The organism is Mesorhizobium sp. CNPSo 4684 (assembly GCF_057784315.1).
The window spans coordinates 1-21,222 of sequence record NZ_JBWLUX010000056.1 but is presented as its reverse complement, the minus strand read 5'-3'; the positions used below and the strand labels follow the sequence as shown (position 1 = coordinate 21,222).

Here is a 21,222-nt window from a genome sequence, read left to right as displayed (position 1 = left end):
TCGGGCGCCGCATCGATCTGGTCGTAGCGCTTGTATTCGCCAAAATACTTCGTGATCGCCGCCGTCAGCGACGTCTTGCCATGGTCAACGTGACCAATCGTGCCGATGTTCACATGAGGCTTAGTGCGCTCGAATTTACCTTTTGCCATGTGATGTCTCCAATCTGCTCGCCCGTACGGGCCTTGAATTAAGTTACCGCTGCAACCCGCTGGGATTACGCGTATTTCTTCTGGACTTCCTGGGCGACCGCGGTCGGCACAGGCTCGTAGTGATCGAACTGCATCGTGTAGGCCGCACGGCCCTGGCTCATCGAGCGCAGGTTGTCGACGTACTTGAACATGTTGGCCAGCGGCACCATCGCGTTGATCACGACAGCCACGCCACGCGCTTCCTGGCCCTGGATCTGGCCACGACGGCCGTTCAGGTCGCCGATGACGCTGCCGACATAGTCTTCCGGCGTCACGACTTCGACCTTCATGATCGGCTCGAGCAGCTGCACGCCAAGCTTGGGCGCGGCTTCACGGAAGCAGGCACGGCCGGCGATTTCGAAGGCGAGCACCGAGGAGTCGACATCGTGGTAAGCGCCGTCGATGAGCGTCGCCTTGACGCCGATCATCGGGAAGCCGGCGAACGGGCCCGACGTCATGACGCTGTTGATGCCCTTTTCGACACCCGGGATGTATTCCTTCGGAACCGCACCGCCGACGATCTTCGATTCGAATTCGAACTCCGAGCTCTCCGGATTCGGCTCGAACAGCAGCTTGACACGAGCGAACTGACCGGTGCCGCCGGTCTGCTTCTTGTGCGTGTAGTCCTGCTCGTGCTTGCGGGTGATCGTCTCGCGATAAGCCACCTGCGGCGCGCCGACATTGGCCTCGACCTTGAACTCGCGACGCATGCGGTCGACGATGATGTCGAGGTGGAGCTCACCCATGCCCGAGATGATGGTCTGGCCGCTTTCCTCGTCGGTCTTGACGCGGAAGGACGGATCCTCGGCGGCCAGGCGGTGAAGGGCGAGGCCCATCTTTTCCTGGTCGTTCTTGGTCTTCGGCTCGATGGCGATCTGGATGACCGGATCGGGGAATTCCATGCGCTCGAGGATGACCGGATGCAGCGGATCGCTGAGCGTATCGCCGGTGGTCGTATCCTTCAGGCCAGCCAGGGCAACGATGTCGCCGGCAAAAGCCTCTTCGACGTCGGCGCGCGAATTCGCATGCATCTGCAGCATGCGGCCGATGCGCTCTTTCTTGCCCTTGACGGTGTTGTCGAGCGAGACGCCCTTGGTAAGCTTGCCCGAATAGATGCGAGCAAAGGTCAGCGAGCCGACGAACGGGTCGTTCATGATCTTGAAGGCCAGCATCGACAGCGGCTCGTTGTCGTCCGCATGACGCTCGATCTCGGCGTCGGTCTTGGCGTCGACACCCTTGATGGCAGGAACATCGGCCGGCGACGGCAGATATTCGACGACGGCGTCGAGCAGCGGCTGCACGCCCTTGTTCTTGAAAGCCGAGCCACAGAACATCGGGAAGAACTTGACCGCGATGGTACCCTTGCGGATCAGCGCGCGGATCTCGTCATTCGACGGCATCTTGCCTTCGAGGTAATTTTCAAGCGCCGTCTCATCCATTTCGACGGCGGCTTCGATCATCTTCTCGCGGAATTCCTCGGCTCGAGCCTTGAGGTCGGCCGGGATCTCGACGACGTCCCAGGCAGCGCCCAGCGTCTCGTCGCGCCAGACCAGCGCGTTCATCTCGACGAGGTCGACGACACCCTTGAACTCGGTCTCGGCGCCGATCGGCAGCTGCATGACGACCGCATGCGCACCGAGGCGCGAACCGATCATCTCGACCGAGCGGTAGAAGTCGGCACCGATCTTGTCCATCTTGTTGCAGAAGATCATGCGCGGAACGCGATACTTGTCGGCCTGACGCCAGACAGTCTCGGTCTGCGGCTCGACACCGGCATTGGCGTCGAGCAGCGCGATGGCGCCGTCGAGCACGCGCAGCGAACGCTCGACTTCGATGGTGAAGTCGACGTGTCCGGGGGTGTCGATGATGTTGAAGCGGTACATCTTGCCGTCACGGCCCTTCCAGAAGGTCGTGGTGGCGGCGGAGGTGATGGTGATGCCGCGTTCCTGCTCCTGCTCCATCCAGTCCATGGTGGCAGCGCCGTCGTGCACTTCGCCGATCTTGTGCGACTTGCCCGTGTAATAGAGGACGCGCTCGGTGGTCGTCGTCTTGCCGGCGTCAATATGCGCCATGATACCGAAATTGCGGTAGTCTTCGATTTTATATTCGCGGGCCATCGTGGATGCCTTCTCAGTCTCGTTCGCGCTTTACCAGCGGTAGTGCGCGAATGCGCGGTTGGCTTCTGCCATCTTGTGGGTGTCTTCACGCTTCTTCACGGCCGTGCCGCGGTTGTTGGCCGCGTCCATCAGCTCGCCGGAGAGGCGGTCGACCATCGTGGTCTCGTTGCGGTTGCGCGCGGCTGCAATCAGCCAACGGATCGCCAGAGCCTGACGGCGCTCGGGGCGCACATCGACCGGAACCTGGTAGGTGGCGCCGCCGACGCGACGCGACCGGACTTCCACATGCGGCGCGACATTGTCGAGCGCCTGATGGAAGACGGTGACCGGCTCCTGCTTGGTCTTCGACTGAACCTGGTCGAGCGCGCCGTAGACGATGGTCTCGGCGACCGACTTCTTGCCGTCATACATGACGGCGTTCATGAACTTGGTAACGATCAGATCGCCGAACTTCGGATCCGGGTTGATCTCACGCTTTTCTGCACTGTGACGACGGGACATGGCTTTTGTCTCTCAATCTCTCATAGCCCGGCGCTGTCAAAAAAGCGCCGAAGCCGGAAAACCTTACTTCGGACGCTTCGCACCGTATTTCGAACGGCGCTGCTTGCGGTTCTTCACGCCCTGCGTGTCGAGCACGCCGCGGATGATGTGGTAGCGCACGCCCGGAAGATCCTTGACGCGGCCGCCGCGGATCATGACCACGGAGTGTTCCTGAAGGTTGTGACCTTCGCCGGGGATGTAGCCGATCACTTCAAAGCCGTTGGTCAGGCGGATCTTGGCCACCTTGCGCAGTGCCGAGTTCGGCTTCTTCGGCGTCGTTGTGTAGACGCGCGTGCAGACGCCCCGCTTCTGCGGGTTCTGCTGCATGGCCGGGACCTTGTTGCGCTTCACCGGCGCAATGCGCGGCTTGCGGATCAGCTGGTTGACGGTAGGCATTAAACCCTCTTGTCTCTCAATTCCGTGTCTCGCCCGGTCAGGGCCGCTCAAAGCGTCAATTCCATACGCAAATTCGGGCCATAAACCGCGCCTCGCGGTCCTGCCCGAACAAAATGCAGAGGAAGCGGAAACCGCCTCATGCGCGCCGGAAATGTCTTTTCGCTCGTAAAACGAACCCTGTTTGAGGCAAACTCCAAAGCGTGTCGCTTCGGAAGGGAGAGCCTCACATCGGTTCTGACTGGGCGGCTTCTACTCGCAAGACCGTGAACCGTCAACCCCGGCACGCCAAATATTGCGCGCTGACCAAGGCTTGGCAGCCATGCGAAAAACGCATGTAATTTTCTTTCTTAAGTTTGCAATGGGAAGGAAGAAAGTGACCGGCTTGCGGCTGTCCTGCACCGCCGCTTCGTGGCAAAAGGCGCCATGGACAGCCCCAAACCCCTTGCCCGCCCGAATCTCAAGAGGAATCAGCCCGTGAACGACAATGAGGAGCGCCCGGTCACCATCATCACCGGCCGCGTCTGGAAAAAGAAGGGCGGCAAGCCGGAAGGCGTCCATGTGATGCTGGTTGCCCCCGACGACGATTCGGCCGTGCGCCGTGCCCTCGAATCGCTCGCCGCCGAAGGCTATGCCGAGGCCGAGCTCGACCAGATCGGCGACATGGAGGGCGAGCCCGACGATGAGCCGCATCTGTCGGCCTTCCAGGGCGCACTCGAAGGCGAAGTATCGATCGTGACGTTCGAGGTCCCGCTGTAAGCCTGAGAATCGGGTTCGGCTCGCACGTGTCACCGCGCCGGCTTGCCCGGCACCGGTTCTCTGCTAAGAACCAGGCAACTTAAGAACAGCCCAAATTCCAATCTGCGGAGTCCCCATGTCCTCCAACAATGGTCCCATCAAGCTCGGCATCGTCGGGGTGGGCAAGATCGTGCGCGACCAGCATCTGCCGGCGGTGGCCAAAGATGGGGATTACCGCCTGATCGCCGCCGCCAGCCGGCACGGCAAGGTCGATGATATCCCGAACTTCCCGACCATAGAGGCGATGCTCGACGCGGTGCCCGAACTCGAGGCCGTGTCGCTGTGCATGCCACCGCAGTATCGCTACGACGCTGCGCGCACGGCACTGATCGCGAAAAAGCATGTCTTCCTCGAAAAGCCGCCGGGCGCCACCGTCAGCGAGGTCGAGGATCTGAAGCGGCTGGCGCAAGCCAACGGGGTTACGCTGTTCGCCAGCTGGCATTCGCGCTACGCGCCGGCGGTGGAGGCCGCGCGGACATTTCTGAGCTCAGCCAAAATCAGCTCGGCGGCAATCGTCTGGAAGGAAGATGTCCGCCGCTGGCACCCGAACCAGGACTGGATCTGGGCTCCGGGCGGTTTCGGTGTCTTCGATCCCGGCATCAACGCGCTGTCGATCGTGACACACATCCTGCCGGCAATGTTCATCACCTCGGCGGTGCTCGACTTTCCCGAAAACCGCGCCTCTCCGGTTGCCGCCCATGTCAATTTCCGCACCTCCGATGGGTTGCCGGTGACGATGGAACTCGACTGGCTGCAGACAGGCCCGCAGAACTGGGACATCCTGGCAGACACCGACAAAGGCAAGATGGTGCTGTCCGGCGGCGGCACCAGGCTCGCCGTCGACGGCAAGGTGGTCCATGACGAGCCGGAGGCCGAATATCCCCAGCTCTACCGGCGCTTCGCCGAGATCGTGCGCGCCGGCGTCTCCGATGTCGACCTGGCGCCCCTGCAGCACGTCGCCGACGCCTTCATGCTCGGCAAGCGCAATGTGGTGGAAGCGTTCTTCGACTGAGCGGTGAGCTTGGCCGGACCGTAGCCCGGCCACTTCACTCGACAATCGCGATGGCAAATCCGTCATAGCCTTTGGCGCCGACGGTCTGGATGGCGGTGCCGTCTAGGCGCTTCTCGCCGCCGATGAAGGAGAACGCGGCGCGTGCGCCTTCGACATAGGCGTCACGGCCATCGTCGTTGAGCACCGTACCGTCACGGACGACGTTGTCGCAGATGATGACCGATCCCGGCCGTGACAGCCGCATCGCCCATGACAGATAGTTCGGGTTGTTCGGCTTGTCGGCGTCGATGAAGATCAGGTCGAACGGACCGGCATTTTCGCTGCCAAGCGTTGCGAGCGACTGCAGCGCCGGGCCGAGGCGCAGGTCCACCTTGTCCGACACCCCTGCCCGCTCGAAATTCGAGCGCGCGACCTTTGCGTGGTGTGGATCGAGTTCAAGCGTCACGACCTTGCCGTCGGCCGGCAGCCCCCTTGCCATCCAGATGGTCGAGTAGCCGCCAAGCGTGCCGATTTCCAGCACCTTCCTGGCACTGCTGATGCGCACCAGAAGCGACAGCAGCTTGCCTTGGGCGGCCGACACGTCGATCGCCGGCAGGCCCTGTTTGCGATTGGTTGCGATCACCGCGTCAAGCACGGGATCCGCTTCGAAAAGGGAGGAGACGATGTAGTCGTCGACAGCCGTCCAGGTCTTGTTGCTCATGGTTCTTCCTCTTCGTAAGGCGAAAACGCGAAAAGGGGCCACTTGGGCCCCTTTTCCTCTTCTCGTCCGACCGCGCTTACTGCGCGGCGTTGACCATGTCGGTCAGCATCGGCTCGGCGATTTCGACACCGGAGGCCTTGCGGCGCTCGTCGATGATCAGCTCGTCGCGCGAGGTGGCGATGCGCCGGATCTGGCTCATCGTGCCGCCGGTACCTGCCGGGATCAGCCGGCCGACAATGACGTTTTCCTTCAGGCCCTGCAGCATGTCGGTCTTGCCGGCAACCGCAGCTTCCGTCAGCACCCTGGTCGTCTCCTGGAAGGAGGCGGCCGAGATGAAGGACGGCGTCTGCAGCGACGCCTTGGTGATGCCGAGCAGCACCGGCTGGCCTTCGGCCGGCTTCTTGCCGTCCTCGATCAGGCGCTCGTTCACCTCTTCCAGTTCGATCACGTCCACGTGGTCGCCCGGAATGTAGGTCGAGTCGCCCTGCGTGGTGATCTCGACCTTCTGCAGCATCTGGCGAACGATCACCTCGATGTGCTTGTCGTTGATCGACACGCCCTGCAGGCGGTAGACTTCCTGGATTTCGTTCACGAGGTAGGAAGCAAGTGCCTCCACGCCCTTGATCGCCAGGATGTCGTGCGGCGCCGGATTGCCGTCGAGGATGTAGTCGCCCTTCTCGATGACGTCGCCGTCCTGGAGATGGAACGGCTTGCCCTTCGGGATCAGGTATTCGACCGGCTCAAGCGTCGAGTCATGCGGCTCGATGATGATGCGGCGCTTGTTCTTGTAGTCGCGGCCGAAGCGGATCGTGCCATCGATCTCGGCGATGATGGCGTGATCCTTCGGACGACGTGCCTCGAACAATTCGGCAACACGCGGCAGACCGCCGGTGATGTCCTTGGTCTTGGCGCTTTCCATCGGGATACGCGCCAGCACGTCACCGGGGCGAACCTGCGAACCCGGCTCGACCGAGAGAATGGCCTCGACCGAGAGCAGGAAGCGTGCGTCGCCGCCCTTCGACAGCTTGCCGACCTTGCCCTTGCCGTCCAGGATGGCGATTGCCGGCTTGAGGTCGTTGCCGCGCGGCGTCGAACGCCAGTCGATGACCTCACGCTTGGTGATGCCGGTCGACTCGTCGGCCGTTTCCTGAACGGAAATGCCGTCGACCAGATCCTCATACGCCACCTTGCCCTCGATTTCGGTGAGGACCGGGCGGGTATAGGGATCCCACTCGGCGATACGCTGGCCGCGCTTCACCTTGTCGCCATCGTCCACGAAGATACGCGAACCATAGGTGACGCGGTGCGTGGCGCGTTCCTTGCCGGCCTCGTCGAGGATCAGCACCGCCATGTTGCGGCCCATGACCATCTGCTGGCCGTCCGAGTTGCGCACCACGTTGCGGTTGCGGATCTCGACCTTGCCCTCGTACGAGGCTTCAAGGAACGAACTATCCACCACCTGCGCCGTACCGCCCATGTGGAAGGTACGCATGGTGAGCTGGGTGCCCGGCTCGCCGATCGACTGCGCCGCGATGACGCCGACGGCTTCGCCCTGGTTGACCGGGGTGCCGCGGGCCAGATCGCGTCCGTAGCAGACCGCGCAGACGCCGACCCTGACTTCGCAGGTCAGTGCCGAACGGATGCGGACCGACTGCACGCCGGCCTTTTCGATCTGCTCAACGTCACGCTCGTCCATCAGCGTTCCGGCCTTGACCAGAACCTCGCCCGACACCGGATGGTTGATGTCGTCGAGCGCGGTACGGCCCAGCACGCGCTGGCCGACCGAAGCAACGACCTGACCGGCATCGACGATCGGCTGCATGGTGAGGCCCTTGTCGGTGCCGCAATCCACGGAGTTGACGATGCAGTCCTGCGCCACGTCGACCAGACGACGGGTGAGGTAACCCGAGTTCGCCGTCTTCAAGGCGGTGTCGGCCAGACCCTTGCGGGCGCCGTGGGTCGAGTTGAAGTACTCGAGCACGGTCAGGCCTTCCTTGAAGTTCGAGATGATCGGCGTCTCGATGATTTCACCCGACGGCTTGGCCATCAGGCCACGCATGCCAGCGAGCTGGCGCATCTGGGTGGGCGAACCGCGCGCACCCGAATGCGACATCATGTAGATCGAGTTCATCGGCTTCTGACGGCCATTGTCCTCGAACTCGACCGCCTTGATGCGGGCCATCATTTCGTCAGCGACCTTTTCCGAGCACTTGGCCCAGGCGTCGACGACCTTGTTGTACTTCTCGCCCTGCGTGATCAGACCGTCATTGTACTGCTGCTCGTATTCCTTGGCCAAAGCCTCGGTGTCGGAGACCAGCTTGATCTTGGCGTCCGGGATCAGCATGTCGTCCTTGCCGAACGAAATGCCGGCGCGGCAGGCATGGCCGAAGCCGAGTGCCATGATGCGGTCGCAGAAAATGACCGTCTCCTTCTGACCGCAATGGCGGTAGACGGTGTCGATCATCTTGGAGATGTTCTTCTTGGTCATCTCCTGGTTGGCGGTCTCGTAAGGCACGTTGACGTTCTTCGGCAGCAGTTCGCCGATGATCATGCGGCCAGGCGTGGTGTCGTAGATCTTCGACACGACCTTGCCTTCGGCGTCGACCGAACGGAAACGGCCCTTGATCTTGGCGTGCAGGGTGACGGCCTTGGTCTCGAGCGCATGCTGGAGCTCGCCCATGTCGGCAAACACCATGCCTTCGCCCGGCTCGTTCTGGTTGACGATCGAGAGATAGTAGAGACCCAGAACCATGTCCTGCGACGGCACGATGATCGGCGCGCCGGAAGCCGGATGCAGGATGTTGTTGGTCGACATCATCAGCACGCGGGCTTCAAGCTGAGCCTCGAGCGACAGCGGCACGTGAACGGCCATCTGATCGCCGTCGAAGTCGGCGTTGAAGGCCGTGCAAACCAGCGGATGCAGCTGGATCGCCTTGCCTTCGATCAGGATCGGCTCGAACGCCTGGATGCCCAGGCGGTGCAGCGTCGGCGCGCGGTTCAACAGCACCGGATGCTCGCGGATGACCTCGTCGAGGATATCCCAGACTTCCGGACGCTCCTTCTCGACCAGCTTCTTGGCCTGCTTGACGGTCGAGGAGAAACCCTTGGCGTCGAGGCGGGCGTAGATGAAGGGCTTGAACAGTTCGAGCGCCATCTTCTTCGGCAGGCCGCACTGGTGCAGCTTGAGCTCCGGACCGGTGACGATGACCGAACGGCCCGAATAGTCGACGCGCTTGCCGAGCAGGTTCTGGCGGAACCGGCCCTGCTTGCCCTTCAACATGTCGGACAGCGACTTCAGCGGACGCTTGTTGGCGCCGGTGATGACGCGGCCGCGGCGGCCGTTGTCGAACAGAGCGTCGACAGCTTCCTGCAGCATGCGCTTTTCATTGCGCACGATGATGCCGGGCGCGCGCAGCTCGATCAGCCGCTTCAGGCGGTTGTTGCGGTTGATGACGCGGCGATAGAGGTCGTTCAGGTCGGACGTCGCGAAACGGCCGCCGTCCAGCGGGACGAGCGGGCGCAGGTCCGGCGGGATCACCGGAACCACCTTCATGATCATCCATTCCGGACGGTTGCCGGATTCCATGAAGTTCTCGACCACCTTGAGCCGCTTCAGATACTTCTTCTGCTTCAGCTCGGACGTGGTCGAAGCCAGTTCCGAACGCAGGTCGCCGGCGATCTTCTCCAGGTCCATGCCGGCCAGAAGGTCATGAATGGCCTCGGCGCCGATCATCGCGGTGAAGGAATCCTCGCCATACTCGTCGACGGCGATCATGTACTCTTCCTCGCTGAGCAGTTGGTGCTCCTTCAGCGCGGTGAGGCCAGGCTCGGTGACTATGTAGTTCTCGAAGTAGAGGACGCGCTCGATATCCTTGAGCGTCATGTCGAGCAGCGTGCCGATGCGCGACGGCAGCGACTTCAGGAACCAGATGTGAGCGACCGGTGCTGCCAGCTCGATGTGGCCCATGCGCTCGCGGCGAACGCGCGACAGCGTGACTTCGACGCCGCACTTCTCGCAGATGACGCCCTTGTACTTCATGCGCTTGTACTTGCCGCACAGGCATTCATAGTCCTTGATCGGGCCAAAAATGCGCGCGCAGAACAGACCGTCACGCTCTGGCTTGAAGGTGCGGTAGTTGATGGTCTCCGGCTTCTTGATCTCGCCGAACGACCAGGACAGAATCTTCTCAGGGCTGGCGAGCGATATCCGGATGGAATCGAACACCTGCGCCGGCGCCTGCGGATTGAAGAGATTCATGACCTCTTGGTTCATGCCGTTCTCCTTTTCGGGGTCCTCGAAAACCCCTTGCATCTAACGCGGGCCAAATGCCCGCTGAGTGGTCGGCCCACCGGCCGTAGAATTTGGTGCATCCGGCCGCGGGCTCCCGCGACCGGATGTCTTGTTTTTACTCGGCTGCGTCGGGCAGCCGGACAGGGTTGTCGTCAAGCTTGGTGTTCTCCAGCTCGACATTGAGGCCGAGAGACCGCATTTCCTTGACGAGAACGTTGAAGCTCTCCGGAATGCCGGCTTCGAACGTGTCGTCGCCGCGCACGATCGCCTCGTAGACCTTGGTGCGGCCAGCGACGTCGTCCGACTTCACCGTCAGCATTTCCTGCAGCGTGTAGGCGGCGCCGTAGGCTTCCAGCGCCCAGACCTCCATTTCGCCGAAGCGCTGGCCGCCGAACTGCGCCTTGCCGCCCAGCGGCTGCTGGGTAACGAGCGAGTACGGACCGATCGAACGCGCGTGGATCTTGTCGTCCACCAGGTGGTGAAGCTTGAGCATATAGATATAGCCCATCGTCACCTTGCGATCGAACGGCTCGCCGGTGCGTCCGTCATAGAGCTGCGACTGACCGCTGGTGTGCAGGCCCGCCTGCTCCAGCATGATGTTGATGTCGACCTCATGCGCGCCGTCGAACACCGGTGTCGCGATGGAGACGCCGCGGCGCATCTGTTCGCTGAGGCGAACGATGCTCTCGTCGTCATACTCGCGGACCGGCTCGTTGCGGTCGTTGGCAGGGATGAAGCTCTCGAGCGTCTTGCGCAGCGGCTTGATGTCTCCAGCCGTCTTGTACGCGTCGATCAGCTCGCCGATCTTCTTGCCCATGCCCGCACATGCCCAGCCCAGATGCGTTTCCAGGATCTGGCCGACATTCATGCGGCTCGGCACACCCAGCGGGTTGAGCACGATATCGGCATGCGTGCCGTCCTCGAGGAAAGGCATGTCCTCGACCGGAACGATGCGCGACACGACACCCTTGTTGCCGTGACGGCCGGCCATCTTGTCGCCCGGCTGCATCTTGCGCTTCACGGCCACGAAGACCTTGACCATCTTCATGACGCCCGGAGGCATTTCGTCGCCGCGCTGCACCTTCTCGACCTTGTCCATGAAGCGCTGCTCGAGCGCCTTCTTGGAGTCGTCGTACTGGCCACGCAGGGCTTCCAGTTCGCTCTGGAGCTTTTCGTTCTCCACCGCAAACTGCCACCACTGCGAACGCGGATACTCGTCCAGCGTGTCCTTCGACAGCTTCGAGCCCTTCTTGAAGCCCTTCGGTCCGGCAATCGCTTCCTTGCCGACGAGGACGTCGGAAAGGCGCGAATAGACGTTGCGGTCGAGGATCGCCTGCTCGTCGTCGCGGTCCTTGGCGAGGCGTTCGATCTCCTCGCGTTCGATCGCCATGGCGCGCTCGTCCTTCTCGACGCCGTGACGGTTGAACACGCGCACCTCGACAACGGTGCCGAAGGTGCCCGGAGGCATGCGCATCGAGGTATCGCGAACGTCGGACGCCTTTTCACCGAAGATGGCGCGCAGGAGCTTTTCTTCCGGCGTCATCGGGCTTTCGCCCTTCGGCGTGATCTTGCCGACCAGGATGTCGCCCGGCTGCACTTCCGCGCCGATATAGACGATGCCGGCCTCGTCGAGGTTCTTCAGCGCTTCTTCCGAAACGTTCGGAATGTCGCGCGTGATTTCCTCCGGTCCGAGCTTGGTGTCGCGGGCCATGACTTCGAACTCCTCGATGTGGATCGAGGTGAAGACGTCGTCGGCCACGATGCGCTCGGAGAGCAGGATCGAGTCCTCGTAGTTGTAGCCGTTCCACGGCATGAACGCGACCAGCACGTTGCGGCCGAGCGCCAGATCGCCGAGTTCCGTCGACGGACCGTCGGCGATGATGTCGCCCTTGTTGACGCGGTCGCCCATGCGCACCAGCGGACGCTGGTTGATGCAGGTGTTCTGGTTCGAACGCTGGAACTTCATCAGCCGGTAGATATCGACGCCCGACTTGCCGGGATCGAGATCTTCCGTGGCGCGGATAACGATACGCGTCGCGTCCACCTGGTCGACGATGCCGCCGCGGCGGGCGCCGATGGCGGCGCCCGAGTCACGGGCAACGATCGGCTCCATGCCGGTGCCGACAAACGGCGCTTCGGCGCGCACCAGCGGCACGGCCTGACGCTGCATGTTGGAGCCCATCAGCGCGCGGTTGGCGTCGTCGTTCTCGAGGAACGGGATCAACGCCGCGGCCACAGACACCATCTGCTTGGGCGACACGTCCATCAGATCGACGTTTTCGCGCGGCGCCATCATCACTTCGCCGGCGCTGCGGCAAATGACGAATTCGTCGACGAAACCACCATTCTTGTCGAGCTCGGCATTGGCCTGCGCAACGTGGTGCTTGGACTCTTCCATAGCGGAGAGATAGACGACCTCATTGGTCAGCTTGCCGTTGACGATCTTGCGGTACGGGCTCTCGATGAAGCCGTACTTGTTCACGCGCGCAAACGTCGCCAGCGAGTTGATCAGACCGATATTCGGGCCTTCCGGCGTCTCGATCGGGCAGATGCGGCCGTAATGCGTCGGGTGCACGTCGCGCACCTCGAAGCCGGCGCGCTCGCGGGTCAGACCGCCCGGTCCAAGCGCCGACAGGCGGCGCTTGTGGGTGATCTCCGACAGCGGGTTGGTCTGGTCCATGAACTGCGACAGCTGCGAGGAACCGAAGAACTCGCGCACGGCGGCAGCCGCCGGCTTGGCGTTGATCAGGTCCTGCGGCATCACCGTATCGATCTCGATCGAGGACATACGTTCCTTGATCGCGCGCTCCATGCGCAGCAGGCCGACACGGTACTGGTTCTCCATCAGCTCGCCGACAGAACGCACGCGGCGGTTGCCGAGATTGTCGATGTCGTCGATCTCGCCCTTGCCGTCGCGCAGTTCGACCAGCGTCTTGACCACGGCCAGGATGTCGTCCTTGCGCAGCACGCGCACGGTGTCCTCGGCCTTGAGCTCAAGGCGCATGTTCATCTTGACGCGGCCGACGGCCGACAGATCGTAGCGCTCGCTGTCGAAGAACAGCGAGTTGAACATGGCTTCGGCGGTTTCCAGCGTCGGCGGCTCGCCCGGGCGCATGACACGATAGATATCGAACAGCGCGTCCTGGCGGCTCTCGTTCTTGTCGACGTTGAGCGTGTTGCGGATGTAGGCGCCGACATTGACGTGGTCGATGTCGAGAACCTTGATCTCCTGCTCGCCGGTGCCGAGCAGCACCTTCAGCGTCTTCTCGTCGATCTCGTCACCGGCTTCGAGGAAGATCTCGCCGGTGCCGTAATTGACGATGTCTTCGGCCAGGTAATTGCCGAGCAGATCCTCATCGGTCGCCTTGATCGCCTTCAGACCCTTTTCGCCAAGCGCCCTTGCCTGGCGGGCGGTGATCTTCTTGCCCTGCTCGACGACGATCTCGCCGGTGTCGGCATCGACCAGGTCGCCGACCGCCTTGAGGCCGCGGAAACGCTCGACGTTGAACGGAATGCGCCAGTGATCGCCGGCGCGCTTGTAGGTGATCTTGTTGTAGAAGGTTGACAGGATCTCTTCGCCGTCCATGCCAAGCGCCATCAACAGCGACGTCACCGGAATCTTGCGGCGGCGGTCGATGCGGGCGTGCACGACGTCCTTGGAATCGAACTCGATGTCGAGCCACGAACCGCGATAGGGGATGACGCGCGCGGCAAACAAAAGCTTGCCCGACGAGTGCGACTTGCCCTTGTCATGGTCGAAGAAGACGCCCGGCGAACGGTGCATCTGCGAGACGATGACACGCTCGGTGCCATTGACGATGAAGGTGCCGTTCAAGGTCATGAGCGGCATGTCGCCCATGTAGACGTCCTGCTCCTTGATGTCCTTGATCGACTTGGCGCCGGTATCCTCGTCGATATCGAATACGATGAGGCGCAACGTCACCTTCAGCGGCGCGGCATAGGTCAGGTCGCGCTGACGGCATTCGTCAACGTCGAATTTCGGTCCTTCGAACTCGTACTTCACGAACTCCAGCATCGAGGAGCCGGAAAAATCGGAGATCGGGAAGACCGACTTGAAAACAGCCTGCAGCCCTTCGTCCGGACGGCCGCCCTTGGGCTCGTCCACCATCAGGAACTGGTCATAGGATGCCTTTTGAACCTCGATCAGGTTCGGCATCTCCGCAACTTCCGGGATCTTTCCGAAGAACTTGCGTACGCGTCTGCGGCCATTGAAAGTCTGGGTCTGGGCCATCGTCGCTCCTTAGCTCTAAACTCGGGACGAGCCTCGCCGCGGCTCGCCTTGCATACTGAGCCGCCTGGGCAGCGGCCCTCTGTCTGTTTCTCCGGCAGGCTGCCGGCTAAAACGGGAGAAAACCCGTTTCCTGAAGGCCGGTTTCGGCCCTCAGGAAAGAGGTTCCCGTACTACTCGCGCTACGCGTTCTCCCTTGACACGAAGGGAGTGGCGGACGGCGCGAGGCCGCCCGCCGCTTTACGCTTACTTCAGGTCGACCTTGGCGCCGGCTGCTTCCAGCTGGGCCTTGAACTTCTCGGCGTCAGCCTTGGAAACGCCTTCCTTGACCGGCTTCGGAGCTGCTTCGACCAGATCCTTGGCTTCCTTGAGGCCCAGGCCGGTGATGGCGCGGACTTCCTTGATGACGTTGATCTTCTGAGCGCCTGCCTCGGTGAGGACGACGTCGAATTCCGTCTTTTCCTCGGCCGGAGCAGCAGCAGCGGCACCACCGCCAGCAGCGGCAACCGCCACCGGAGCAGCAGCCGAAACGCCCCACTTTTCTTCAAGAAGCTTCGACAGCTCGGCCGCCTCGAGGACGGTCAGCTTCGAAAGGTCGTCTACGATCTTTGCCAGATCAGCCATTGTTGTATTCCTTCATCAGGTTCGAACGTGTGTTTGTGATAGCGAGGAACGGCCTCATGCCGCCTCGTCCTTCCGGGCGTAAGCGCCGATGACGCGCGCGACCGAAGCCGCTGGCGCATTGACGATCTGGGCGATCCGGGTTGCCGGCGTGGCGATCATGCCAACCAGCTTGGCGCGCAGCTCATCGAGCGACGGAAGTGTGGCGAGTGCCTTCACACCGTCGGCGTTGAGCGAGGTGGTGCCCATTGCGCCGCCGAGAATGACCAACTTGTCATTTCCCTTGGCGAAATCGGACGCGACCTTCGGCGCCGCAATCGGATCCTCCGAATAAGCGATCAGCGTCTGTCCCTTGAACAGGTCGATGATCGATGCGGAGTCCGTGCCCTGAAGAGCGATTTTGGCGAGACGGTTCTTCGCGACTTTGACGGTGCCACCGGCAGCGCGCATTTTCGACCGAAGGTCGTTCATTTGCGCGACGGTGATACCGGCGTAGTGGGCCACGACGACTGAACCAGCGCCTGCAAAAGCACCATTCAGGCCCGTGACGAGTTCGCGTTTTTCCGCTCTGTCCACTGCCTATCTCCAGTTGACCCCTACCCCATCAATGGGAACATTCCCATTTAGAGGACAGGCGTCGGGTTGCCTTTTTGCCGGCCGGGCCATCCAGTAACGGATCTCCCGAACGACGCTCGAGGATCCTGCCCCCTTTCGCCACATCGACGGCAAGCCGGCGATGCGCAGACAAAAGGCAAACACGGTTCGAACCTTTCATTGGAGCAGTCGCTCCGTTGTCAGGTTTTCACCCGTCTCATGCAGGCCCAATTCAATTAAGGCTTCTGGGCCGCCTGCAATCTCGGACAGGATGTCCGGAAACCTCTCGGCTTCCGGTACCGGGCCGCCGACAAGTCGGAGGCCCGGAATTCAATTGCGGATCAGCGCTTTAGCGGCCGATCCAGATGTTTCGTATCAGGACGCTGCGAGCGTCGAGACGTCGAGCTTGAGGCCCGGACCCATCGTCGAGGTGACCGACACCTTCTTGACGTAGTTGCCCTTGGCGCCAGCCGGCTTTGCCTTGGTCACCGCATCGGCGAAGGCGCGGATGTTTTCTTCCAGCGCCTTGACGTCGAACGAGACCTTGCCGACGCCGGCCTGGACGATGCCGGCCTTCTCGACGCGGAACTCGACAGCGCCGCCCTTCGATGCCTTGACTGCGGCTGCGACGTCGGTGGTGACGGTGCCGACCTTCGGGTTCGGCATCATGCCGCGCGGGCCGAGAACCTTGCCTAGACGACCGACCAGCGGCATCATGTCCGGCGTGGCGATGCAGCGATCGAAGTCGATCGTGCCCTTCTGGACGATCTCGACCAGATCCTCGGCACCGACGATGTCGGCGCCAGCGGCCTTGGCTTCCTCAGCCTTGTCGCCACGTGCGAACACGGCGACACGGACCGAGCGGCCGGTGCCGTTCGGCAGGTTGACCACGCCGCGGACCATCTGGTCGGCGTGACGCGGGTCGACGCCGAGGTTCATCGCGACTTCGATGGTCTCGTCGAACTTCACCGTCGAACGGTCCTTGAGCAGCTTCAGCGCTTCACCCAGAGCATAAGCCTTGTTGGGGTCGATGCCTTCGCGGGTCTTCGATACACGCTTTGCAAGTTTTGCCATGATCTCAGCCCACCACTTCCAGACCCATCGAACGGGCGGAGCCCTCGACCATGCGCATGGCCGCTTCGACGTCGTTTGCGTTCAGATCCTTCATCTTCTGCTCGGCGATGGCGCGCACCTTGTCGCGGCCGATCGTGCCGACCTTGACCTTGCCCGGCTCCTTGGAGCCCGACTTCAGGTTCGCAGCCTTCTTCAGGAAGTAGCTCACCGGCGGCGTCTTCATGACGAAGGTGAACGACTTGTCCTGGTAGTAGGTGATGACGACCGGAATCGGCGATCCCTTTTCCATTTCCTGGGTCTGCGCGTTGAACGCCTTGCAGAATTCCATGATGTTGATGCCGCGCTGACCAAGCGCCGGGCCGATCGGGGGCGACGGCGTAGCCGAGCCCGCGGCAACCTGGAGCTTGAGCTGGCCTGCAATTTTCTTAGCCATCTCTTTCCTGCCTTTGTCTGATGCCGGCCCCACTATCGGGGAATGCCGGCGGTTGCAGTCCGGTGGTGCGGTTCGCGCGGCCGGCTAAAGCCACATTCGCCTCCCACCCGTTCATGGCCGCGCGTTTTCGCGCCGCCTCCCCTTGCCGGCGAACCGGCGTGGGGTTTTCCGGATCAGCCCTTTTCGACCTGTCCGAATTCCAGATCGACGGGCACGGCGCGCCCGAAGATCGAAACTTCCACCTTGAGCCGCGCCCGCTCCTCATCCACTTCCTGGACGAAACCGTTGAACGACGCGAACGGACCGTCCGAAACGCGGATCGCCTCGCCGATCTCGAAGGTGACCGAGGGCTTGGGCCGCTCGACGCCTTCCTGGACCTGGTTCAGAATCCGCTGCGCCTCGGCTTCCGTGATCGGCACCGGCTTGGAGTCACCGAGGAAGCCGGTAACCTTCGGCGTATTCTTGACCAGCGAAAACACCGCGTCGGTCAGGTTGGCCTTCAGCAGCACATAGCCCGGAAAGAACTTGCGCTCGGCATCGACCTTGCGGCCGCGGCGGATCTCGACGACCTTCTCGGTCGGCACCACGATCTGCTCGATATCGGCGGACAGGCCCTTCTGCTTGGCCTTGTTCTCAATGTCCTCGGCGACCTTTTTTTCAAAGTTCGAATAGGCGTGGACGATGTACCACCGCGCGGTCATTTCAAGACTTCTCCGTAATCGCCGGACTTAATGGCCGAGGCTCAATAACCGCTCGATCGCGTAGCCCATGGCCACGTCGGCGGTGAAGAAAAAGATCATCGCGATGACCGCAAACACGAGCACCATCACCGTCGAGATCATCGTCTCCCGGCGCGAGGGCCAAGTCACCTTGGCGGTCTCCGCGCGGACCTGCTGGAGAAAGACGAAAGGATTTGTGGTTTTCGAAGCCATATGCCGCTCTGTCTTCAAGACCCGTTGGCCGGGTCTCCTGGATGATCCCGCTGGCCGGGACGTGCCGCCTGGGTTTCAAGTCAGCGCCGAATCAGCGCAACCATTTCGCCCATGCAAATCGGACGCGTAAAGCCGGCTTCCCAGCTCCACGCGTCGCGTGTCTGTTGTGTCTACATAAAACCGATTCTTGATCCACGCAAGTGGCAAGTGTCCGCTTTATGACCAAACGCCGCCTCGGAACCATCCAGTCGTCCCGTCCCGGCTATGGGGGTCTTATGCCTCAGTTTCCCTAATATGGCAAGCCACCCGCCATTTTTCAATGCGGGGCACGGGACCGAGTTCGTTCGTGAATCGCCATTTGAGAAATGGCACGGGCAGCAGGGCTCGAACCTACGACCTGCGGTTTTGGAGACCGCCGCTCTACCAACTGAGCTATGCCCGTACGCGCGTTTCGGCGCAGGCGCTTCCTAAAAGCTTCCGGGCGCGCTGTAAAGAGTGGTCTGACGCGCTTTCATATCCTTCGCCGGAAATCCGGCCAGGTAGCCGCCAGGTCTTCCCTGTCGATCGCGATTTTTTCGTCTGAGGCCGCTTGCCGGCGCTCACCCCTCGGCCGGCGGCTTGTACGGCCCGCCCGGCACACCCCAGCCCCAGGCCGGCATCGGTTCGGTCTCCGGGTCGCAGGTCTCGCCGAGGGTGGAGTTCATCTTGGCCAGCCGCGATCCCCACTCGACATAGCCCATGAAGGCGGAGCGGAATTCGGGATCGTCCGGCAGCCCGACCGCATCGGCGGCATCGGCAAGCAGGCTGATCCAACGCCGGCGCTGTTCTTCTGTGAGATGCTTGCCCAGATGATGCATGACCATCTCGCGATGGCCGCCATGCTTTTCGCTATAGGTTTTGGGGCCGCCGAAGACCTCGCCGATGAAAGCCGCGACATGGGCGGGATGATCAGGTGACATGTGCTTGAACACCGGGCCGACGACCAGGTCGCGCGCCACGCTGTCATAGAAAGTCTGGGTCAGCCTGTTCAGCGCCTCGATGCCGCCGGCCCATTCGTAAAGTGTCGGGATATCCTGGCTCATTTTCGATCCTCCGCCAGCCCCGGCGCCTGGCGACGATAGCGGAAAAATCATGCCTCACTCAACCTGCCTCGATGGCGAGTTCCCGAAACGACGTGCCTACAATTTGGCGGGCGCTTCGGCCTGCGCATTGGACGACGCCACCACACGGCAATTCTCGGGTTTCGGCGCCGACTTGCAGATGCTGGACCCCGTCAGCGCATCCACCGACTGGTGCCCGGTCGTCAGGCCGACCTTTAGCATCATATCGGGTTCGAGCCGGCGCTCGACCGAACTGTCCTGAAGCGCAGCGAACAGAGCCGGGCTTATGGCCATCTCGTCGAGATAGGCTTTGACCGTCTGTTTCTGCCCCATCAGATAAAGGCTGAGCCGCGCCTGGGAGCCGACAAGCCGTCTGGCGCCACCCGCCAGCATGAGCGCGCAGGCCGAATCGCAGTCGCCGTCGCCATCGACGCTCAGTCCAGCATAGGCGCCGTCCCTGGCCGGGCAATTCCACTCTGCCGGGTCGCAGCCGACGAAATCGGTGCGGGCAACGGCAACGTCGAGCTTGTTTTCATGGATGATCCGCCCCGCCGCCAGGGCGCCGGAGAGGTCACCGCCGCGCGAGCTGATCACCACCGGCAGCCTTCGGTTGCCAAGTGTAGCGAGCAATTGGCTGAGCTTCTGCGGCGTCTGAGGCGTAATCGCGCCTTGCGCCGCAATCCACTCCGGACAGTCGGGATTGCAGAGCGGATTGCTGCCGCGAACCACGACAAAGCGCATGCCGTCATCGGGCTGTGCGTTCTGGGGCTTCACCGGCGGCGCTGCCTTTGCCACGGCCGGTTGGCCGCCGGCTGGCTTGTTCGCCGGTATTTCCCGGCAATTCGAGGCCAATGGCTCCAGCGTGCACAGGCTCGCATTGGTGAGTAAACTTACAGAGTCTTCGCTGGTGACCAGCTTCATTGTCAGCATGTCGCTAAGGTCGATCTGCTGGATGTCGCTGGCTGGCGTGCTCTTCATCGTTTCGACCAAACTGAGGTCGACACCCATCTCCTTGAAATAGGTGGCCAGCTTGCGCTCGACCTTCTTGCTCATTTCGTAGGTCTTGTAGCTGCCGGCATTCTTGCGGCTGACGACCTTCTTGCTGATGACCCGCTTCTTGCCTTTCACGACGCGATAGCGGACTTCATATTGCACGTTCATTTGCACGACCGTGGTCGTGATCTGGTGGACGCCGAGATAAGCCAGCGGCCCGACCAGGCGCCTGGTGCCGCCGGCCAGCATCATCGGGCAAGCGGACGCGCAATAGCTGCCGAGCACATAGGGGTTGCCGATATAGTGCGAGCCCTTGGCGTCGTTCTCCTTGCAGTTCTTCACCCCCGGCTCGCAGCCGACAAACCAGGTCCGGCCGACCGCGATGTCGAGCTTGTTCTTGCGGATCATGCGGCCCATGGCGATGGCCGCATCGACATCGCCGCCGGGAGAATTGACGACGATCGGCAATTTGCGGCGGCCGAGCGTTTTCAGGACCGCCTTGAGCAGCGCCGGCGACTTTGCCGATATCGCACCCTCGGCCGATATCCATTCCGGGCAGGTCGGCTCGCAGCCCGGCGCATTGCTGCGCACGACGACGAACCGCATCGGCGAATCCGGCTCCGGCTCGGAATTTTCTGTCTGGCCCGCGAAAGCGGCATTGCCCATGGCAAGCAGCGACACCAGGCAGATCAGCCCCAGTGCCCGGCACGCCCAACCCTGAAAACGGTGCCGTGGAAACATCCGACCAAGCCTCTCAATAGCAACCTATACTAGTATAGGCCCAGAGACTTGCAACAGAGATTGGGACACCAAAACAGGCACATCTGGGCATCAGTCAACGAAAAAGGGCGGCCTTGAGGCCGCCCTTTCCTTGTCGATCCGGCGGATGCTGGGCTCGATTATTCTTTGATGGTGACGACGATGCCGGCACCGACGGTGCGGCCGCCTTCACGGATGGCGAAGCGCAGCTTCTCTTCCATGGCGATCGGCACGATCAGCTCGACATCGACCGTGATGTTGTCGCCGGGCATCACCATTTCCGTGCCTTCCGGCAGCGACACGATGCCGGTCACGTCGGTCGTGCGGAAGTAGAACTGCGGACGGTAGTTGGTGAAGAACGGCGTGTGACGGCCACCTTCGTCCTTGGTCAGGATGTAGGCTTCGGCCACGAACTTCTTGTGCGGCTT

The 21,222-nt window shown here is 62.1% G+C and carries 18 protein-coding genes and 1 tRNA gene; 2 read left to right on the top strand and 17 right to left on the bottom strand.

The annotated features are described in order from the left end of the window. The 4 genes from AC04SG_RS31660 to rpsL form a co-directional block, all read right to left on the bottom strand. On the bottom strand, nucleotides 1-149 hold a 149-nt coding region (locus AC04SG_RS31660; RefSeq protein WP_232375805.1), incomplete at its 3' end, for a GTP-binding protein. Between the two features lie 65 nt (nucleotides 150-214). Further along, nucleotides 215-2,305 carry an elongation factor G gene (fusA, locus tag AC04SG_RS31655; RefSeq protein WP_112566712.1) on the bottom strand — a complete coding sequence of 697 codons (2,091 nt, stop codon included), beginning with the start codon at nucleotides 2,303-2,305 and terminating at the stop codon, nucleotides 215-217. A 30-nt stretch (nucleotides 2,306-2,335) separates the two neighbouring features. Continuing rightward, nucleotides 2,336-2,806, bottom strand: a complete 471-nt coding sequence (rpsG, locus tag AC04SG_RS31650) for a 30S ribosomal protein S7 (protein WP_008875664.1) — start codon at nucleotides 2,804-2,806, stop codon at nucleotides 2,336-2,338. Between the two features lie 63 nt (nucleotides 2,807-2,869). Then, nucleotides 2,870-3,241, bottom strand: coding sequence for a 30S ribosomal protein S12 (gene rpsL, locus AC04SG_RS31645; RefSeq protein WP_006333356.1), 372 nt, complete (start codon nucleotides 3,239-3,241; stop codon nucleotides 2,870-2,872). A gap of 474 nt (nucleotides 3,242-3,715) precedes the next feature. Between rpsL and AC04SG_RS31640 the strand changes: the two genes are divergently transcribed. Both AC04SG_RS31640 and AC04SG_RS31635 read left to right on the top strand, forming a co-directional pair. Beyond that, nucleotides 3,716-3,997, top strand: coding sequence for a transcriptional regulator (locus AC04SG_RS31640; RefSeq protein WP_112566715.1), 282 nt, complete (start codon nucleotides 3,716-3,718; stop codon nucleotides 3,995-3,997). A gap of 115 nt (nucleotides 3,998-4,112) precedes the next feature. Beyond that, nucleotides 4,113-5,048: a Gfo/Idh/MocA family protein gene (locus AC04SG_RS31635; RefSeq protein WP_488554229.1), complete on the top strand. Its 936-nt coding sequence runs from the start codon at nucleotides 4,113-4,115 to the stop codon at nucleotides 5,046-5,048. A 34-nt stretch (nucleotides 5,049-5,082) separates the two neighbouring features. Here the strand turns inward: AC04SG_RS31635 and AC04SG_RS31630 are convergent, their stop codons facing one another. The 13 genes from AC04SG_RS31630 to AC04SG_RS31570 form a co-directional block, all read right to left on the bottom strand. Continuing rightward, nucleotides 5,083-5,748, bottom strand: a complete 666-nt coding sequence (locus tag AC04SG_RS31630; protein ID WP_488554228.1) for an O-methyltransferase — start codon at nucleotides 5,746-5,748, stop codon at nucleotides 5,083-5,085. A 76-nt stretch (nucleotides 5,749-5,824) separates the two neighbouring features. Beyond that, nucleotides 5,825-10,021 (bottom strand): DNA-directed RNA polymerase subunit beta', encoded by a 4,197-nt coding sequence (rpoC, locus tag AC04SG_RS31625; RefSeq protein ID WP_203280974.1) that lies wholly within the window; start codon nucleotides 10,019-10,021, stop codon nucleotides 5,825-5,827. Nucleotides 10,022-10,154: 133 nt separating this feature from the next. Next, nucleotides 10,155-14,291 (bottom strand): DNA-directed RNA polymerase subunit beta, encoded by a 4,137-nt coding sequence (gene rpoB, locus AC04SG_RS31620; RefSeq protein ID WP_112566723.1) that lies wholly within the window; start codon nucleotides 14,289-14,291, stop codon nucleotides 10,155-10,157. A 243-nt stretch (nucleotides 14,292-14,534) separates the two neighbouring features. Beyond that, entirely contained in the window at nucleotides 14,535-14,912 is a 378-nt protein-coding gene (gene rplL, locus AC04SG_RS31615; RefSeq protein WP_091586446.1) for a 50S ribosomal protein L7/L12, read from the bottom strand. A gap of 54 nt (nucleotides 14,913-14,966) precedes the next feature. Then, on the bottom strand, nucleotides 14,967-15,485 hold the full coding sequence (gene rplJ, locus AC04SG_RS31610) for a 50S ribosomal protein L10 (RefSeq protein ID WP_112566726.1): 519 nt from the start codon (nucleotides 15,483-15,485) through the stop codon (nucleotides 14,967-14,969). A 393-nt stretch (nucleotides 15,486-15,878) separates the two neighbouring features. Next, nucleotides 15,879-16,577, bottom strand: a complete 699-nt coding sequence (gene rplA / locus AC04SG_RS31605; protein ID WP_112566728.1) for a 50S ribosomal protein L1 — start codon at nucleotides 16,575-16,577, stop codon at nucleotides 15,879-15,881. Nucleotides 16,578-16,581: 4 nt separating this feature from the next. Then, nucleotides 16,582-17,010, bottom strand: a complete 429-nt coding sequence (gene rplK, locus AC04SG_RS31600) for a 50S ribosomal protein L11 (RefSeq protein ID WP_112566731.1) — start codon at nucleotides 17,008-17,010, stop codon at nucleotides 16,582-16,584. Nucleotides 17,011-17,183: 173 nt separating this feature from the next. Next, nucleotides 17,184-17,711: a transcription termination/antitermination protein NusG gene (gene nusG, locus AC04SG_RS31595; protein WP_006333333.1), complete on the bottom strand. Its 528-nt coding sequence runs from the start codon at nucleotides 17,709-17,711 to the stop codon at nucleotides 17,184-17,186. 27 nt (nucleotides 17,712-17,738) lie between these two features. Next, nucleotides 17,739-17,942, bottom strand: coding sequence for a preprotein translocase subunit SecE (secE, locus tag AC04SG_RS31590; protein WP_023667439.1), 204 nt, complete (start codon nucleotides 17,940-17,942; stop codon nucleotides 17,739-17,741). A gap of 366 nt (nucleotides 17,943-18,308) precedes the next feature. Continuing rightward, nucleotides 18,309-18,384: transfer RNA gene (locus tag AC04SG_RS31585), tRNA-Trp, on the bottom strand. A gap of 157 nt (nucleotides 18,385-18,541) precedes the next feature. Then, nucleotides 18,542-19,024, bottom strand: coding sequence for a group II truncated hemoglobin (locus AC04SG_RS31580; protein WP_488554227.1), 483 nt, complete (start codon nucleotides 19,022-19,024; stop codon nucleotides 18,542-18,544). 96 nt (nucleotides 19,025-19,120) lie between these two features. Beyond that, nucleotides 19,121-20,776, bottom strand: coding sequence for a COG3904 family protein (locus AC04SG_RS31575; protein ID WP_488554226.1), 1,656 nt, complete (start codon nucleotides 20,774-20,776; stop codon nucleotides 19,121-19,123). Nucleotides 20,777-20,934: 158 nt separating this feature from the next. Then, on the bottom strand, nucleotides 20,935-21,222 hold a 288-nt coding region (locus AC04SG_RS31570; RefSeq protein ID WP_488550050.1), incomplete at its 5' end, for an EF-Tu C-terminal domain-related protein.

Bases quoted from the DNA above. Each gene is read 5' to 3' on its own strand.
- AC04SG_RS31580 (WP_488554227.1), bottom strand. From the start codon at position 19,024: ATGAGCCAGGATATCCCGACACTTTACGAATGGGCCGGCGGCATCGAG.
- rplA (WP_112566728.1), bottom strand. From the start codon at position 16,577: ATGGCAAAACTTGCAAAGCGTGTATCGAAGACCCGCGAAGGCATCGAC.
- fusA (WP_112566712.1), bottom strand. From the start codon at position 2,305: ATGGCCCGCGAATATAAAATCGAAGACTACCGCAATTTCGGTATCATG.
- rpoC (WP_203280974.1), bottom strand. From the start codon at position 10,021: ATGAACCAAGAGGTCATGAATCTCTTCAATCCGCAGGCGCCGGCGCAG.
- rpsL (WP_006333356.1), bottom strand. From the start codon at position 3,241: ATGCCTACCGTCAACCAGCTGATCCGCAAGCCGCGCATTGCGCCGGTG.
- rplL (WP_091586446.1), bottom strand. From the start codon at position 14,912: ATGGCTGATCTGGCAAAGATCGTAGACGACCTTTCGAAGCTGACCGTC.
- rpoB (WP_112566723.1), bottom strand. From the start codon at position 14,291: ATGGCCCAGACCCAGACTTTCAATGGCCGCAGACGCGTACGCAAGTTC.
- rpsG (WP_008875664.1), bottom strand. From the start codon at position 2,806: ATGTCCCGTCGTCACAGTGCAGAAAAGCGTGAGATCAACCCGGATCCG.
- rplK (WP_112566731.1), bottom strand. From the start codon at position 17,010: ATGGCTAAGAAAATTGCAGGCCAGCTCAAGCTCCAGGTTGCCGCGGGC.
- nusG (WP_006333333.1), bottom strand. From the start codon at position 17,711: ATGACCGCGCGGTGGTACATCGTCCACGCCTATTCGAACTTTGAAAAA.
- secE (WP_023667439.1), bottom strand. From the start codon at position 17,942: ATGGCTTCGAAAACCACAAATCCTTTCGTCTTTCTCCAGCAGGTCCGC.
- AC04SG_RS31630 (WP_488554228.1), bottom strand. From the start codon at position 5,748: ATGAGCAACAAGACCTGGACGGCTGTCGACGACTACATCGTCTCCTCC.
- AC04SG_RS31575 (WP_488554226.1), bottom strand. From the start codon at position 20,776: ATGTTTCCACGGCACCGTTTTCAGGGTTGGGCGTGCCGGGCACTGGGG.
- AC04SG_RS31635 (WP_488554229.1), top strand. From the start codon at position 4,113: ATGTCCTCCAACAATGGTCCCATCAAGCTCGGCATCGTCGGGGTGGGC.